The organism is Fructobacillus durionis (genome assembly GCF_900112405.1).
Taxonomy (GTDB): Bacteria; Bacillota; Bacilli; order Lactobacillales; family Lactobacillaceae; genus Fructobacillus; species Fructobacillus durionis.
The window spans coordinates 21,054-36,044 of sequence record NZ_FOLI01000007.1 but is presented as its reverse complement, the minus strand read 5'-3'; the positions used below and the strand labels follow the sequence as shown (position 1 = coordinate 36,044).

At 46.6% G+C, this 14,991-nt stretch carries 19 protein-coding genes, 1 other RNA gene and 1 other annotated feature; all 20 genes read left to right on the top strand.

Annotated features, from left to right (window positions below; all coding sequences use genetic code 11):
- Positions 1–7 precede the first annotated feature (7 nt).
- Positions 8–3,667, top strand: coding sequence for a DNA-directed RNA polymerase subunit beta' (rpoC, locus tag BMZ93_RS05830; protein WP_091503110.1), 3,660 nt, complete (start codon positions 8–10; stop codon positions 3,665–3,667).
- A 115-nt stretch (positions 3,668–3,782) separates the two neighbouring features.
- Complete coding sequence (locus BMZ93_RS05825) at positions 3,783–4,235, top strand: hypothetical protein (RefSeq protein WP_091503108.1); 453 nt, start codon at positions 3,783–3,785, stop codon at positions 4,233–4,235.
- Between the two features lie 195 nt (positions 4,236–4,430).
- Positions 4,431–4,850: a Mini-ribonuclease 3 gene (locus tag BMZ93_RS05820; RefSeq protein ID WP_091503106.1), complete on the top strand. Its 420-nt coding sequence runs from the start codon at positions 4,431–4,433 to the stop codon at positions 4,848–4,850.
- Positions 4,834–5,586 carry a 23S rRNA (guanosine(2251)-2'-O)-methyltransferase RlmB gene (gene rlmB / locus BMZ93_RS05815; RefSeq protein WP_091503105.1) on the top strand — a complete coding sequence of 251 codons (753 nt, stop codon included), beginning with the start codon at positions 4,834–4,836 and terminating at the stop codon, positions 5,584–5,586. Before BMZ93_RS05820 ends, rlmB begins: the two co-directional genes overlap by 17 nt.
- Positions 5,587–5,624: 38 nt before the next feature.
- Positions 5,625–6,182, top strand: a complete 558-nt coding sequence (locus BMZ93_RS05810; protein WP_091503103.1) for a hypothetical protein — start codon at positions 5,625–5,627, stop codon at positions 6,180–6,182.
- Positions 6,183–6,245: 63 nt separating this feature from the next.
- On the top strand, positions 6,246–6,395 hold the full coding sequence (gene rpmG, locus BMZ93_RS05805) for a 50S ribosomal protein L33 (RefSeq protein WP_091503101.1): 150 nt from the start codon (positions 6,246–6,248) through the stop codon (positions 6,393–6,395).
- Between the two features lie 9 nt (positions 6,396–6,404).
- Positions 6,405–6,581 (top strand): preprotein translocase subunit SecE, encoded by a 177-nt coding sequence (secE, locus tag BMZ93_RS05800; protein WP_091503099.1) that lies wholly within the window; start codon positions 6,405–6,407, stop codon positions 6,579–6,581.
- A gap of 98 nt (positions 6,582–6,679) precedes the next feature.
- Entirely contained in the window at positions 6,680–7,249 is a 570-nt protein-coding gene (gene nusG, locus BMZ93_RS05795; protein ID WP_091503098.1) for a transcription termination/antitermination protein NusG, read from the top strand.
- 116 nt (positions 7,250–7,365) lie between these two features.
- Entirely contained in the window at positions 7,366–7,830 is a 465-nt protein-coding gene (rplK, locus tag BMZ93_RS05790; RefSeq protein WP_091503096.1) for a 50S ribosomal protein L11, read from the top strand.
- Positions 7,830–8,522 (top strand): 50S ribosomal protein L1, encoded by a 693-nt coding sequence (gene rplA, locus BMZ93_RS05785; RefSeq protein ID WP_091503094.1) that lies wholly within the window; start codon positions 7,830–7,832, stop codon positions 8,520–8,522. The genes rplK and rplA overlap by 1 nt, the downstream gene beginning before the upstream one ends.
- Positions 8,523–8,558: 36 nt before the next feature.
- Positions 8,559–8,678, top strand: a sequence feature (ribosomal protein L10 leader region).
- 24 nt (positions 8,679–8,702) lie between these two features.
- The gene (rplJ, locus tag BMZ93_RS05780) at positions 8,703–9,224 is read left to right on the top strand and encodes a 50S ribosomal protein L10 (RefSeq protein ID WP_091503092.1); all 522 of its coding nucleotides are present in this window, start codon (positions 8,703–8,705) and stop codon (positions 9,222–9,224) included.
- Between the two features lie 50 nt (positions 9,225–9,274).
- Entirely contained in the window at positions 9,275–9,640 is a 366-nt protein-coding gene (gene rplL / locus BMZ93_RS05775) for a 50S ribosomal protein L7/L12 (protein ID WP_091503090.1), read from the top strand.
- Between the two features lie 75 nt (positions 9,641–9,715).
- On the top strand, positions 9,716–10,342 hold the full coding sequence (locus BMZ93_RS05770; protein WP_091503088.1) for a class I SAM-dependent methyltransferase: 627 nt from the start codon (positions 9,716–9,718) through the stop codon (positions 10,340–10,342).
- Between the two features lie 2 nt (positions 10,343–10,344).
- Positions 10,345–10,875, top strand: coding sequence for a tRNA adenosine(34) deaminase TadA (gene tadA, locus BMZ93_RS05765; protein WP_091503086.1), 531 nt, complete (start codon positions 10,345–10,347; stop codon positions 10,873–10,875).
- A 64-nt stretch (positions 10,876–10,939) separates the two neighbouring features.
- An RNA gene (gene ffs, locus BMZ93_RS05760) (signal recognition particle sRNA small type) lies at positions 10,940–11,026 on the top strand.
- Between the two features lie 42 nt (positions 11,027–11,068).
- Positions 11,069–13,081 carry a DNA polymerase III subunit gamma/tau gene (gene dnaX, locus BMZ93_RS05755; RefSeq protein WP_091503082.1) on the top strand — a complete coding sequence of 671 codons (2,013 nt, stop codon included), beginning with the start codon at positions 11,069–11,071 and terminating at the stop codon, positions 13,079–13,081.
- A gap of 9 nt (positions 13,082–13,090) precedes the next feature.
- Positions 13,091–13,696: a recombination mediator RecR gene (gene recR / locus BMZ93_RS05750; protein WP_091503080.1), complete on the top strand. Its 606-nt coding sequence runs from the start codon at positions 13,091–13,093 to the stop codon at positions 13,694–13,696.
- Positions 13,693–13,959, top strand: coding sequence for a DUF2508 family protein (locus BMZ93_RS05745; protein ID WP_091503077.1), 267 nt, complete (start codon positions 13,693–13,695; stop codon positions 13,957–13,959). The genes recR and BMZ93_RS05745 overlap by 4 nt, the downstream gene beginning before the upstream one ends.
- A gap of 9 nt (positions 13,960–13,968) precedes the next feature.
- Entirely contained in the window at positions 13,969–14,622 is a 654-nt protein-coding gene (gene tmk / locus BMZ93_RS05740; protein WP_091503075.1) for a dTMP kinase, read from the top strand.
- Between the two features lie 3 nt (positions 14,623–14,625).
- Positions 14,626–14,949, top strand: a complete 324-nt coding sequence (locus tag BMZ93_RS05735; protein WP_091503073.1) for a cyclic-di-AMP receptor — start codon at positions 14,626–14,628, stop codon at positions 14,947–14,949.
- The last annotated feature ends 42 nt before the right edge of the window (positions 14,950–14,991 follow it).

Genomic DNA, 14,991 nt, shown 5'->3' with positions numbered 1-14,991 from the left:
CGAATAGATGGCAATCGATGTTAACAAGTTCGAATCTATGCAAATCGGTCTTGCTTCTCCTGATCAAATCCATGACTGGTCTCATGGTGAGGTTAAGAAGCCAGAAACGATTAACTATCGAACACTCAAGCCAGAAAAAGACGGCTTGTTTGATGAACGTATCTTTGGTCCTACCAAGGATTACGAGTGTGCCTGTGGAAAGTACAAGCGAATCCGTTATAAGGGAATCGTTTGTGACCGCTGTGGTGTTGAAGTCACTTCAGCTAAGGTCCGCCGTGAACGGATGGGTCACATTGAGTTGGCTGCACCCGTTACCCACATCTGGTACTTCAAGGGAATTCCATCACGTATGGGATTGGTCTTGGACATGTCACCACGTTCATTGGAAGAAGTAATTTACTTTGCTTCTTACGTTGTGGTTGACCCAGGTGATGCCCCTGTTGAAAAGAAGCGCCTTTTGACAGAACGCGAATACCGCGACTTGAAGAAGGAATACGGGGCAAACTTTAAGGCAGGAATGGGAGCCGAAGCCATCAAGGAATTGTTGGCTGACGTTGACTTGGCTGGTGAAGGCGCTGCCTTGAAGGCTGAATTGCAAGAAGCAACTGGTCAAAAGCGTGTCCGTGCGGTTCGCCGTTTGGATATCATTGAGGCCTTCTTGCAATCAGACAACAAGCCAGAGTGGATGGTAATGGATGTTATTCCTGTTATCCCACCTGACTTGCGTCCAATGGTCCAATTGGAAGGTGGCCGTTTTGCCACTTCTGATTTGAACGACTTGTACCGTCGTGTAATTAACCGTAACAACCGTTTGAAGCGTTTGTTCGACTTGCACGCTCCTGGTATCATCGTTCAAAACGAAAAGCGAATGCTCCAAGAAGCCGTCGATGCTTTGATGGATAACGGTCGTCGTGGCCGTCCTGTTGCCGGTCCTGGTAACCGTCCATTGAAGTCCCTTTCACACATGTTGAAGGGTAAGCAAGGACGTTTCCGTCAAAACTTGCTTGGTAAGCGTGTCGACTACTCTGGTCGTTCCGTTATCGATGTTGGTCCATTCTTGAAGATGAACCAAATGGGATTGCCACGTCCAATGGCAATCGAATTGTTCCGTCCATTCATCATGAAGGAATTGACGGCCCGTGGTCTTGCCGGCAACATTAAGTCTGCTAAGCGTAAGATTGATAAGGCTGACGAAGACGTAATGGATGTTTTGGAAGACGTGATCAAGGAACACCCAGTTCTTTTGAACCGAGCACCTACCTTGCACCGTCTTGGAATTCAGGCCTTTGAACCAATCTTGGTTTCAGGTAAGGCCATGCGTCTGCACCCATTGATCTGTGAAGCTTATAACGCCGATTTCGATGGTGACCAGATGGCCATTCACGTTCCTTTGTCAGATGAAGCACAGGCAGAAGCCCGTTTGCTTATGTTGGCCGCAGGACACATCTTGGCTCCTAAGGATGGAAAGCCAATCGTTACGCCTTCTCAGGATATGGTTATCGGTAACTACTACCTAACCACTGAAGAAGCCGGACGCGAAGGTGAAGGCATGATCTTCTCATCTGTTGATGAAGCTCGTTTGGCCTTTGAAAACAAGTTGGTCCACTACCACACTCGTGTTGGTATCCAAACTTCTTCATTCCCAGCCGAAAAGCCATTCACTGATGAACAACGTTCAAAGATTATGGTGACGTCAGTTGGTAAGCTCTTCTTCAACGAAATCTTGCCAGTTGAATTCCCATACATCAACGAACCTTCAGATGAAAACTTTGAAAGCATCTCTGATGACTTCTTCCTTGAACCAGGACAAGACATCAAGGATTACCTTGATGGTAAAGCCATCATCAAGCCTTTCAAGAAGGGATTCTTGGCCGACATTATCGCCGCTGTTTACAAGCGTTATAAGGTTACAGAAACCTCATTGCTTTTGGACCGTATGAAGGACCTTGGTTACGATATCTCAACCAAGTCTGGATTGACGGTTGCCATGACCGATGTTACGGAATTGGACAACAAGCAAGAAATCTTGGAAAACGCGCATAAGGATGTTGCTACGGTTACGAAGCAGTTCCGTCGTGGTTTGATTACTGATGCCGAACGTTACCAACGTGTTATCGAGATCTGGTCAAAGGCCAAGGATGTTATCCAAGACGAATTGATTCAGACTTTCGACCTCCGAAACCCAATCTTTATGATGCAGGATTCAGGAGCTCGTGGTAACATTTCGAACTTCGTTCAGCTTGCTGGAATGCGTGGTTTGATGGCCGGACCTGGTGGAAAGATCATCGAATTGCCTGTTACATCAAACTTCCGTGACGGTTTGACTGTTATGGAAATGTTTATCTCAACCCACGGTGCCCGTAAGGGAATGTCTGATACGGCCTTGAAGACGGCCAACTCAGGTTACTTGACTCGTCGTTTGGTTGATGTTGCTCAGGATGTTATCGTTCGTGAATACGACAACGGTTCAGATCGTGGTGTGAAGGTTGCGGCCATCACCGACGGTAAGTCAGTTGTTGAACCACTTTACGACCGAATCCTTGGACGTTACGCAATGAAGACTGTCTTTGACCCAGAAACTGGTGAAAAGATTGTGCCACGTAACGAAATGATTGATGAAATCGCAGCCAAGAAGATTGTTGCTGCCGGTATCGAAGAAGTTACTATCCGTTCTGTCTTTACTTCAACGACTGAACACGGTGTTTCTGTTCTTGATTACGGTCGTAACTTGGCTACTGGTGAAGAGGTTGAAGTTGGGGAAGCCGTTGGTACGGTTGCCGCACAGTCAATCGGTGAACCAGGTACTCAGTTGACCATGCGTAACTTCCACACGGGTGGAGTTGCCGGTGGAAACGATATCACGCAAGGTTTGCCTCGTGTGCAGGAAATTGTTGAAGCACGTATCCCTAAGGGACGCGCTGAAATTTCTGAAGTAACGGGTAAGATTGCATCAATCGAAGAAAATCCTGCCGAACGTACAAAGGATGTCACAATCGAAGGTGAGACGGATACTCGTACTTACACTTTGCCTTTGACAGCCCGTATGCGTTTCGGTGAAGGTGATGCCATCAAGCGTGGTGAAGCGATTAACGAAGGACCTATTGATCCTAAGGAATTGCTTGCCGTTACGGATACTTTGACTACTGAATCATACATGTTGTCAGAAATCCAAAAGGTTTACCGTTTGCAGGGTATCGAAGTTTCCGACAAGCACATCGAAGTTATGATTCGTCAGATGCTTCGTAAGGTGCGTGTCATGGATCCAGGTCAGACTGACTTGCTTCCAGGAACTTTGTTGGACATCGCTGACTTCAAGCGGGCTAACGAACCAGCACTCTTTGCTGGTAAGGTACCTGCCACAGCACGTCCTGTCTTGCTTGGAATTACGAAGGCTGCCTTGGAGACAAACTCATTCTTGTCAGCCGCCTCATTCCAGGAGACGACTCGTGTCTTGACGGATGCAGCTATCCGCGGAAAGAACGACCCATTGGTCGGACTTAAGGAAAATGTTATCATTGGTAAGATTATTCCTGCCGGAACGGGTATGTCTGAATACCGTAAGATTAAGCCAGAAGTTGTTGGAGAAGTGGTTGCAAAGCCAGAAGATTCAGCAGAAGACATCCAATCATTGGATGACGTGGCCCAAAAGATGGACCAAGAAGACTAATGACTTAAATAAAAGCCAGTTGGCTAAGCGAAAGAAGCTTAGTCAGCTGGCTTTTTTAATTGAGTGAGCCCTTAAAATGGGGTAGACTAGTCTTAGTGAATAAATGGAGGTTACTATGGCAAAAGTAACAATTGAATGGGTGAATTGGGTAAAGAAGTTGTCTAAAAAGCAGCTTTGGCTCATTGCCATTGTGCCGGTTATTATTATCTTGGCATTGTTAGTTTGGCGCGTGAAGTCTGGTAATTCAGAGTATGAAGTAAACTGGTTTGCTTATGGCCTTTGTACTTACTATGCCTTAGCCTTTAGCCCTGCCGGAGAACAAATCCAGTACCGCCTCTTCCCTAAGTCTGTGCCTCATAACCAATATCAGGTTACGAACTGGACACAGTGGACGCAGGCCCTTATGGCAACTGCAGTTTTGTTAATTGCAGCCTTGCTATTCTGGCCACCACAAAATCAGGGTGAAATTGCGGTGCACGTCATTGCATCCGTTGTACTTGGTTTCATGGTGATGTGGACCTGGCGCTGGTACAATGGAATTCGTGCCCAACACCAATCAAAGAAATAAAAAAAGGCCCTGACTGGTGTACTTTTCCAGGAATGGGTTCTTTTTATCGGATTGATAGGGACATTAAATTTAGTAGTGTATAAAAAAGGCCTCTTTGGCCAAATTAAAGGAAATGGCGGGCGACTTTTCACGCATTATTCCAATATGGAATTAAAATGAAGTTGCTCGAGGGATTCTTTTATTAGTTAGGAAAATATGGAAAAGCTCGACTACGAACAAATGAATGGGTTGTCTCTTGCCTACATTGGCGATGCAATTTATGAGATTAAGGTGCGGACACATTTGGTGGCCACCGGTTTGACGAAGGTTAACGATCTTCAAAAGAAATCCCGGCACTATGTTTCAGCCAAGGCACACGCGGCCTTGTTTGATATCATGCGGGATGAGGACTACTTGACCGAGACGGAGATGCACTATTTTAAGCGTGGCCGCAACGCCAAGTCCTATACGAAGGCCAAAAATACCAACGTTGTAGCATACCGGATTTCAACCGGTGTTGAAGCAATGGTGGGATACCTTTACTTATCCGGCCAAGAAGAACGCTTGGAACAGATGATGAATTGGATTTACGAGCAGGTTGAACAAGGGAGAACAGACGATGCCAAAACAAGATAACCAAGCCTTTATTTACGGGCACCACGCTGTTATTGAGGCTTTGAAGGGTGACCAGTCCTTGAATAAGTTGTGGATTCAAACTGGTTTGAACCCACGTGTTGCCCAAGAAGCTAGTAAGCTGGCTAAGGACCGTGGCTTAGTTGTCACGCAGGGACCTAAGGGTAAGTTGGACGAATTGGCTGACCGTGGTAACCATCAGGGATTGGTTCTTTCCGTTGCAGCCTATGATTATGCTGATTTAGATCAGCTCTTTGAAAAGGCAAAAGAGGCTGGTGAAGAACCTTTCTTCCTGATTTTGGACGAAATCGAAGATCCACATAACCTGGGATCAATCATGCGTACGGCAGACGCTGCCGGTGTTCATGGAATTATCATTCCGAAGCGCCGTTCAGTTCAATTAACTGGAACGGTGGCGAAGGCATCGACTGGTGCGATTGAACACGTGCCGGTTTGCCGTGTGACGAACCTGGTTCAGACTGTTAAGACTTTGAAGGACCGTGGTCTCTGGGTCTTCGGTACTGACATGAATGGTCAGGACTACCGGACCTGGGATGCCAAGGGGGCAACGGCCTTAATTATTGGAAACGAAGGAAAGGGTATTTCGCCCTTGCTTAAAAAGCAGGTCGATGCCATGTTAACGATTCCAATGATTGGTCACGTGCAATCTTTGAACGCTTCCGTAGCCGCATCGCTTTTGATTTATCAAGCCTTTGGTACGAGACACCCAAAGAACTAGGTGGGTCTTAAAAACCTGCCAGAATTTGGGAGGTTTGGATGAGAAAAGACATCCTGTTACCAGCAGTTATTGCGGCACAGCGCGGCCACGAGTGGGCCTATTGTGTGTTGAAAAGCAGAACAAAAAGATTAGCTTACAAAGTATATGAAGACCACCTGTCCGGCTACTATCGTTTGGATGATTGGGAGGCGGATGCTTTAGAGGTTTTGCTGAATTCTGTGCGTTGCTTCATTGCTTTAGATTCGCGAGCGCTTTTTTCAACCTATTACATGCAGTCTTTAATCAACAAGTCCATTGATTTAAAACGGATTCACAAGAGTGATAAAGGACATTTTCGAACGAGCCAGCTTTCGTTAGAAGAAACACCGGGCGTGGAGCGCTTTGTTGCAACGAATACTTTTAACCCTGAACAGATTGCCATACTAAAAGAGTCGCTATCCCATACGCACTTGCGGCATGGCATCGTTTACAGACAGGGTTTACTAACCTTGATTGGGGTAAACCCCCTATTGAAAAAGATATCTGTTAAAGAAAAGCGACAGGTACAACAGGTACAATACCATTTGAAAATGACGATTCATCAAGTACTGCAATAGTAGGTAGCTGTAACTTGTTCTCCGCCTGAAATCGTGCTATTATAACAGGAAGTGAGGATTAATATGCCTAGTCAAAAAGCATCGTTAGCCTGTGACGTTTGTGGTTCAAGAAACTACACGGTAACCCTTTCAAAGGGCCGTACAGAACGTCTGGGTGTTAAAAAGTTTTGTCCACATTGTGGCAAGCACACCTTCCATCGAGAAACTAAGTGAGGTTTTTTCATGATTACTTATTTTAAGAATGTAGCTTCAGAAATGAAGAAAGTGACCTGGTTGTCATGGAAGCAAACAAACCGTGAAACCGTTGCGGTTATTGCTATGTCAATCATCTTCGGTGTCTTGATTGGGGCCTTTGATTGGGTCTTGAAGCAAGGTGTTAATTTCTTGGTAGCGCACTAAGAAAAGCTGTAGTATACTAGATGCAGCGAGAAAAAGAGTCAATCGACTCTTTTTTATTTACAAAAAATCAAAGGAGGGCGAGCCTAGCTCGCAGGAATATGACCGATTCAATCGAAAAAGCATGGTTTGTTGTGCATACTTACTCAGGATACGAACACAAGGTGAAGGCTAACCTTGAATCACGTACACAAACAATGGGGATGGCTGACCAAATCTTCCGTGTCTTGGTGCCTGAACAAGAAGTTTCAACAGTGCAAGATGGTGAAGTAAAGACATCGATTGAAAACGACTTTCCTGGTTATGTTTTGGTCGAAATGGCTACGCCACAAGATGGCAACATGACGGATGAAGCTTGGTACGTTGTTCGAAACACGCCAGGTGTTACTGGATTCCTTGGTTCTCACGGTGCCGGTTCAAAGCCTAACTCACTTTTGCCAGAAGAAGTTGATTTGTTGATGAAGCGAATGGGCATGACTGGTGAAAAGGTTGTTGATTTGGACGTTGAAGTTGGTCAAACAATCAAGATTGTTGCCGGACCATTCAACGGTATGGAAGGAATTATCCGTTCTATCGATCCAGAAAAGCAAGAAGTTGAAGCAACTGTTGAAGTCTTCGGACGTGAAACACCAACTGAACTTGGATTCAACGATATCGATACAAACATTTAATGAGAAGCTCCCTTTACGAAGGGGGCTTTTTTTGTTATGATAATAGGGCATGTCAAAGACATGTGTGGAAGCAGCACTTAAGCTGCGCTCTACCACAACACGAGGAGGAAAATATCGTGGCTAAAAAAGTCGTAAATGTAGTTAAGCTACAGATCGCTGCCGCTAAGGCAACACCAGCCCCTCCAGTAGGTCCTGCATTGGGACAAGCTGGAATTAACATTGCACAGTTTACTAAGGAATTCAACGCCCGGACTGCTGACCAAGCTGGTTCAACTATCCCTGTTGAAATCTCAGTTTTCGATGACCGTTCATTCGAATTCGTAACGAAGACTCCACCAGCAGCTGACCAATTGCGTAAGATTGTTGGTAAGGGTTCTGGTGAACCTAACCGCACTAAGTGTGGAAATGTTACCCTTGACCAAATCCGTGCCATTGCGGAAAACAAGATGGCCGATTTGAACGCCAATGACATCACAGCTGCCATGAAGATGATCGAAGGTACTGCCCGTTCAATGGGTGTTACTGTCGACGGTGTGGACTTGACTGTTGATGGAACAGCAATCAAGGAGGACGCAGAATAATGACTCAAAAGCATGGAAAGAAGTATTTAGAAGCCGCAGCCAAGGTTGAAGCCGAAAAGGCTTACAACTTGACTGAAGGTGTTTCATTGTTGAAGGAAGTTTCATACGCAAACTTCGACGCTTCTGTTGAATTGACTTTCAAGTTGAACGTTGATACTCGTCAAGCTGACCAACAACTCCGTGGTGCCGTAGTTTTGCCTAACGGTTCTGGTAAGGACAAGAAGGTTGTTGTCTTCGCGCAAGGCGACAAGGCTAAGGAAGCCGAAGCTGCTGGTGCTGACGTTGTCGGCGCTGCTGACTTGGTTCAAAAGATTCAAGGCGGATGGCTTGACTTTGACGTTGCTATCGCAACGCCTGACATGATGGCACAAGTTGGTCGTGTAGGTCGTGCATTGGGTCCTAAGGGATTGATGCCTAACCCTAAGACTGGTACTGTTACCATGGACGTTAAGAAGGCCGTTTCTGACGCCAAGGGTGGTCAAGTTACCTACCGTACTGACCGTGACGGAAACGTTGCTGTTACTGTTGGCCGTGTATCATTTGATGATGCTAAGTTGGCAGAAAACATCAAGGCAATCGCTTCTGTTATCTTGAAGGCTCGTCCAGCCGCTGTTAAGGGAACTTACGTTTCTAACGTGGCTTTGGCTTCAACGATGTCACCAGCCGTTACTTTGGATGTAACGTCTCTTTAATTGACAGTCGTCAATTAAGCTGTTAGACTAACTAAGTAAATTAAATCAATTTTGCCTAAGACTCAGGTGGTGCTTGCACCTTAATCTCCTGCCGAGGAAGTTATGAAAACTAACTGACCCGTCTGTCTTCTGGCAGGCGGGTTTCTTTTGCAAAAAAATCTTTAGGAAGGAGAATTTCACATGAGTGAACAAGCTATTGCTTTGAAAGCGCAAAAGGTTGCTGAAGTGACTGAACAATTCAAGAACGCTTCATCTGCTGTTCTTGTTAATCCTATTGGTTTGACAGTTGCAGAATCAACTGATTTGCGTCACCAATTACGTCAAGAAGGTGTCGTTTTGGAAGTCATCAAGAACAAGGTTCTTGTACGTGCTGCCAAGGATGCTGGCTTTGAAGAATTGAACGATTTGTTTGCTGGTCCTACTGCCGTTGCCTTCTCAGAAGACGACGCTGTTGCCCCAGCCCGCATTTTGAAGAAGTACTCTGATGCCAACGAAAAGTTGACTATCAAGGGTGGTGTTATTGATGGTTCTGTCGTAGATATCGACGAAATCAACAAGTACGCTTCATTGCCTTCTCGCGAAGGTTTGCTTGGTCAGTTGATGGCCGAGTTCCAGTTCCCAATCCGGAGCTTTGCATATGCTGTTAAGGCATTGCAAGAAAAGAAGGAAGCTGAAGGCGAAACTGCCGAAGCTGCCGAATAAGTTTGACTTATACTTATTACTAAACATTTATAAATTGGAGGAAATTAATCATGGCTTTTGATAAAGACGCGATTATCGCATCATTGAAGGATGCAACGATTTTGGACTTGGCTGACTTGGTTTCAGCTATCGAAGAAGAATTTGACGTTTCAGCTGCTGCCCCTGTTGCCGCTGCTGGTGCTGCTGGCGAAGGTGCCGCTGCAAAGTCAGAATTCGATGTTGAATTGACTTCTGCAGGTACTGCAAAGGTTAAGGTTATCAAGGCAGTTCGTGAAGCAACTGGTCTTGGTTTGAAGGATGCTAAGGACTTAGTTGACAACGCACCTTCAATCATCAAGGAAGGCGTTGCTGAAGCTGATGCCAACGCAATGAAGGAAGCTTTGGAAGAAACTGGTGCCTCAGTTACTTTGAAGTAATTCTTAAAAGAAGAGAGCACTTCGTGCTCTTTTTTTGTACATAAATTTGTTGGTGCTAAACAGAGGAGAGAATCGATGGCAGAAAAAGTGAGCGGACAACAGTATTTCACGGCTGATCCAACGGCGGAACACGATTACCAGAACTTCGACTTTGAATTACTAGGTCATAACCTGCACTTTAAGACTGATGCCGGTGTTTTCTCCAAAAAGACGATCGACTTCGGAACGCGCGTCATGCTTGACGCTGCGGCGGAAGAAGACTTTGTGCCTGGAAAAATCCTGGATTTGGGTTGTGGCTACGGGCCAGTAGGAAACGCAGTTGCAAAGGCCTGGGGTCGCGAGGTCGACATGGTGGATGTGAACGATCGTGCCCTGGACTTGGCCAAGGTCAACTGTCAAAAGAACGGAGTCGATATTCTGACGCACGTTTTCCAATCTTCCATCTATGACAACGTGCAGGATCAGTACGCTGCCATCTTGGTCAACCCACCAATTCGTGCTGGGAAGCCCGTTGTAACGGCCATGCTTCAGGGGGCAGCGAAGCACCTGGTGGATGGCGGTGCAATTGTTGCCGTGTTGCAAAAGAAGCAGGGCGCACCATCTGCACAAAAGAATTTGGAAGCGGTTTTTGAAGACGTTTCCGTTATTGGTAAGAAGAAGGGCTACTTTGTTTTGATGGCAAAGAACCCAAAGGAGAACTAAGGATGGCAGTCATTCCACAACTGGAATCAAGCCAGATTAAGACCTTTATGGAAGCGGCATTAGCTGAAGCCAAGGCAGCCGGCGACCGTGGTGAAGTGCCAATTGGGGCCGTCATTGTCAAAGACGGTAAGATTATCGCTTCGGCCGGTAACCGTCGGGAAGAGGACCAAAAAACCGATGCCCACGCTGAAATGCATGCCATCTTGGAAGCGAACGCAAAGCTGGGAACCTGGCGCTTAGAAGAAACCGCGCTCTTTGTGACCTTGGAACCCTGCTTGATGTGTGCCGGTGCCATCTTGAACGCACGGATTCCCTTGGTCTACTTCGGGGCCCAAGATAAAAAGGCGGGGGCGGTCACTTCACTTTATTCCGTTTTTGATGATGAGCGCTTGAATCACCAGGTCAAAGTCGTGCCAGGTGTCTTGCAGGCAGAGTCGTCAGCGATGCTGAAGGACTTTTTCCAGAGCCTACGTGCCAAGCAAAAGGCCGAGAAGAAACTCCGAAAGGCTGCTCAAGATACTGGACAGAATTAGTGATAGTTTCCCTATAAAAATGACTGCTTTTGTTTGCGCCCCTTTCGAATTTTCGATATAATAAAGGAGCAGGCAAGGGTCTACTTTCGAACCGAGTCAGGACAGAGATGTAGCAGCTCTAAGATTGCTTGACCTTGTGCTTGTGTACATAGCAAAACCGCCTTCCGGCGGCTTTTTTTGTAAGGGAGAAAAGATGGCGTATCAAGCATTGTACCGGGTATACCGGCCAAAGACTTTTTCAGAAATGGTTGGCCAAGAGGTCATTACCAAAACACTGCAAAACGCCATTGAAAAGAAGCAAACGGGGCACGCTTACTTGTTTGCTGGACCACGTGGAACTGGTAAAACTTCCGCTGCCAAGATTTTCGCTCGTGAAGTGAACGGCATTGGACCGGATCAGGCAGGGCAGTCGCAACCCGATATCATTGAAATCGATGCGGCTTCCAACAACGGGGTTGATGAAATCCGTTCCATCCGTGATTCTGCTAACTATGCGCCAATTGAGGCTCCCTACAAAATCTACATCATTGATGAAGCACATATGCTCTCAACAGGTGCCTTTAACGCCCTTTTGAAGACACTGGAAGAACCACCTGCACAGGTAAAGTTCATTCTAGCCACCACCGAAATTCAAAAGATGCCGGCAACAATCTTATCGCGTACGCAGCGCTTTGAGTTTAAACGTTTGTCCAACCAAACAATTAAGGGGCGTTTGGAAGAAATTTTGAACAAGGAAAACCAGCCATACGAAGAGGCGGCTTTGGACATTGTTGCCACCGCCGCTGAAGGTGGAATGCGTGATGCCTTGTCCATCATGGACCAGGTGATTGCCTTCGGTCCTGATAAAGTCACGGCTGAGAATGCTCTGACAGTGACGGGATCGGTTGATATTGACCAAGTCTTGACCTACCTACACCAGGTTTTGGCCGGTGACACCGCACAGGCACTCGAAACTTTGACTCAGATTTTGTTGTCTGGTAAGGACGCCAACCGCTTCTTGTCCGACCTAATCGCCACACTGCGTGACGTTATGTTAGTTGATTTGGCACCGGATTTGGTGAAGGCCAAGTCGAAGGAAGCTGAACTAAAGGCCTTTCTGGCTGAGAGTTCACAGGCTCAGATTCAAGACATGCTACAGGTCATTGACCAAATCAAGACAGCCTTGGCGCAATCTTTGCAGTCTGATATTTACCTAGAGATTCTAACCGTCCAGTTGGCACAAAAGGCGGCAGGAGAAAAGAATCAAAGTGTGACGGGGGCTCAGGCAACACCCGCACCAGCGGCAAAGCCTGCAAAGCAAACGGCTGAGGCACCGGCTAAAACAGCTGAACCAGCACCACAGCCAGTTCAACAGGCTGCACCAGAACAGTCAGAATTACAGGCTCAGTTAGAACCAGCAAAGCCAGCGACAAAGGTTGAAGAAAAAACCACTACTCAACCGGAAGCTCCGGTAGAAGCACCAGTTGCTGTTGAGCAAGCCAGTGTGGCGACTGATTCTGTTGAAATTACGGCTCAAGCGAAGCCAGAAGAGAAAGCAGAACCAGCAGCACCAGACGAAAACCCAGTAGTTGAAGAGAAAACTGCTGATGCTTCGCAATCGGTTACGGAAGCACAGTCGGTGGTCAGCGATAACCCAGTTGCCTCAACAGCAGCAACAGCCGCTCAATCACTGACCATTTACACGGGTAACGAACCTGTTCAAGCGGTGTTGGCTCAGGCCAAGCGTGACCAGTTGAATAAGGCACAGTCAGAGTGGCCAAATATTGTTGGGAAGCTACCTGTGAAGGATCAGGCTGTTTTGCAAACTGCTGAACCAATGGCGGCTTCCATGGATGCCATTGTTTTGGCCTTTGATTATCCGGCCCTACAGGATAAGGCACAGAAGGATAGCGCCTTACAAGCAGAGTTGGCCCAGGCATTGAAGGCAGAAGATTTGCCACAAACATTGGTCATGCGTAGTAAAGACCAGTGGCAAAACGACCGTGCTGATTACGTAAAGGCTTTGAAGGCTGGTCAAACGGTCAAAATTGCCTTGTCTGATTTGACGCCCACGGTTGTGGCTGAGCAAAGTAACCATTCCGTCGGACAAACTAATTCAGCACCCGTAGTTGAAGCTGACAATAAAGATGATGAAAATGATGTCGTCGCCTCTGCCAAGGCACTCTTTGGCGACGATCTGGTTGAGGTAAAGTCCGAGACCAAGTAAGGAAAAACAATGCAATACCCTGAACCAATCGCAAAATTAATTGACTCTTATTCTAAGCTACCCGGGGTTGGTGCTAAAACCGCTTCTCGCTTAGCCTTTTACACCTTAACAATGGACCCAGAGGACGTAAAGAATTTTGCTGATTCATTGTCTACTGTAAAAGATTCGATTACTTTTTGTGAGATTTGCGGTAATATTACCAGTAAGGACGAAAACCCCTGTGCCATCTGCATGGATAGCTCTCGAGACCGGTCAACGGTCCTAGTGCTACAAAATCCAAAGGATGTCATGGCCATGGAACAGACCCAGGAATACCACGGTCTTTACCACGTTTTGAACGGGGTTATCTCACCCTCTGCTGGTACCGGACCAGAAGACATTAACTTACCAGCTCTAATCCGTCGTTTGTCAAAGGATGATGAGATTAAGGAAGTTATTGTTGGAACGAACGCTAACACCGATGGTGAAGCAACCGCCATGTACATTGCCCGTCTAGTGAAGCCCGCCAACATCAAAGTCACGCGCTTAGCATCCGGTTTGGCAGTCGGTTCTGACATCGACTACGCCGACCAATTGACTTTGATCAAGTCAATCGAAGGTCGAAACGAACTATGATTTTTAAGAAGAGAACAACTCGTTATAACAATTTAAAGGCTGAGTACGACCAAATTTTATTACAAGAGGTTGATCACGCTCGTAAGGACTACCATCAGGCCCAGGATTCTGAAACGGCTCTGGTGGATGCCCGTGTGAACGGCCACATGGTTCAGGCGCAAACGGCTTTGAAGAAGGCACGCTTTACTTACCTCTATAAGGAAGCAAAGCGCCGAAAGACGGTGGCCAACGGCCCTCGTTTGTACCACCAAAGTGATGAATAAGGGGAAATGATGAACAAAAAAGCCCATTTTATATCATTTGAAGGCCCTGAGGGTGCGGGGAAAACAACGGTTATTCAAGCTGTTTTGCCCTATATCGAGGAACTCAGTCAACGAAAAGTGTTGCTCACCCGTGAACCGGGTGGTAATCCCGTTGCAGAAGCGATTCGCAACCTACTGAAGGCTCAAACGGAACCAGAAATTGACCCCTGGACAGAAGCACTTTTACTAGCGGCTTCCCGGCGCGAACACGTAGTTCAAACGATTTTGCCAGCTTTGAAAGCTGATCAGGTCGTCGTATCTGACCGCTACTTGGACTCGTCACTGGCCTACCAGGGTGGCGCCCGCCACCTGGGGATGGCCGATGTGCAAGAGATTAATGACTTTGCCGTCCGTAATCCAGAAAACGGGGAGGCGGTCCTTCCTGAATTAACGATTTATTTGGACCTACCCGTTGAAATTGGCTTGGAACGAATTTTTAGTAACCGTACTGATAAGATTGATCGTTTGGATCAAGCCGGATTAGACTTTCACCAGCAGGTACGTAACAGTTATTTGCAACTGGCTCAGGAAAACCCCGACCGCATTCAAACGGTGGATGCGACTCAGTCACCAGAAGAGGTCTTAACTGCAGTTAAAGCAATTATTGAAGAAAATTGGAGGTAGAACATGAAGCTGATTAACGCCATTGTACAAGATAAGGATGCCACGAAGTTATCTAACGCCCTTGTGAAGAACAAGATTCAAGCGACCCGCTTGTCCACTTCAGGTGGCTTCTTGCGTTCTGGAAACACGACGTTCTTAGTTGCCATTGATGATCAGCGTGTCCAAGAAGTTTTGGACATCATCAAGGAAGTTTCACAAAAGCGTAAGCAATTCATGGTTCCACCAATGGGAATCGAAGGTGAACGTGCAGCTGCTTATCCAGTTGAAATCGAAGTTGGTGGTGCAACTGTCTTCACACAAACCATCGATGACTTTTACCGCTTCTAATGGCAGCGGCGAAGAAACAATCGACTGCTGCAAAATCGAACG

What these genes read in the sequence shown, in the direction of transcription:
- rpoC (WP_091503110.1), top strand. Translation starts at nt 8, where the DNA reads ATGGCAATCGATGTTAACAAGTTCGAATCTATGCAAATCGGTCTTGCT.
- BMZ93_RS05825 (WP_091503108.1), top strand. Translation starts at nt 3,783, where the DNA reads ATGGCAAAAGTAACAATTGAATGGGTGAATTGGGTAAAGAAGTTGTCT.
- BMZ93_RS05820 (WP_091503106.1), top strand. Translation starts at nt 4,431, where the DNA reads ATGGAAAAGCTCGACTACGAACAAATGAATGGGTTGTCTCTTGCCTAC.
- rlmB (WP_091503105.1), top strand. Translation starts at nt 4,834, where the DNA reads ATGCCAAAACAAGATAACCAAGCCTTTATTTACGGGCACCACGCTGTT.
- BMZ93_RS05810 (WP_091503103.1), top strand. Translation starts at nt 5,625, where the DNA reads ATGAGAAAAGACATCCTGTTACCAGCAGTTATTGCGGCACAGCGCGGC.
- rpmG (WP_091503101.1), top strand. Translation starts at nt 6,246, where the DNA reads ATGCCTAGTCAAAAAGCATCGTTAGCCTGTGACGTTTGTGGTTCAAGA.
- secE (WP_091503099.1), top strand. Translation starts at nt 6,405, where the DNA reads ATGATTACTTATTTTAAGAATGTAGCTTCAGAAATGAAGAAAGTGACC.
- nusG (WP_091503098.1), top strand. Translation starts at nt 6,680, where the DNA reads ATGACCGATTCAATCGAAAAAGCATGGTTTGTTGTGCATACTTACTCA.
- rplA (WP_091503094.1), top strand. Translation starts at nt 7,830, where the DNA reads ATGACTCAAAAGCATGGAAAGAAGTATTTAGAAGCCGCAGCCAAGGTT.
- rplJ (WP_091503092.1), top strand. Translation starts at nt 8,703, where the DNA reads ATGAGTGAACAAGCTATTGCTTTGAAAGCGCAAAAGGTTGCTGAAGTG.
- rplL (WP_091503090.1), top strand. Translation starts at nt 9,275, where the DNA reads ATGGCTTTTGATAAAGACGCGATTATCGCATCATTGAAGGATGCAACG.
- BMZ93_RS05770 (WP_091503088.1), top strand. Translation starts at nt 9,716, where the DNA reads ATGGCAGAAAAAGTGAGCGGACAACAGTATTTCACGGCTGATCCAACG.
- tadA (WP_091503086.1), top strand. Translation starts at nt 10,345, where the DNA reads ATGGCAGTCATTCCACAACTGGAATCAAGCCAGATTAAGACCTTTATG.
- dnaX (WP_091503082.1), top strand. Translation starts at nt 11,069, where the DNA reads ATGGCGTATCAAGCATTGTACCGGGTATACCGGCCAAAGACTTTTTCA.
- recR (WP_091503080.1), top strand. Translation starts at nt 13,091, where the DNA reads ATGCAATACCCTGAACCAATCGCAAAATTAATTGACTCTTATTCTAAG.
- BMZ93_RS05745 (WP_091503077.1), top strand. Translation starts at nt 13,693, where the DNA reads ATGATTTTTAAGAAGAGAACAACTCGTTATAACAATTTAAAGGCTGAG.
- tmk (WP_091503075.1), top strand. Translation starts at nt 13,969, where the DNA reads ATGAACAAAAAAGCCCATTTTATATCATTTGAAGGCCCTGAGGGTGCG.
- BMZ93_RS05735 (WP_091503073.1), top strand. Translation starts at nt 14,626, where the DNA reads ATGAAGCTGATTAACGCCATTGTACAAGATAAGGATGCCACGAAGTTA.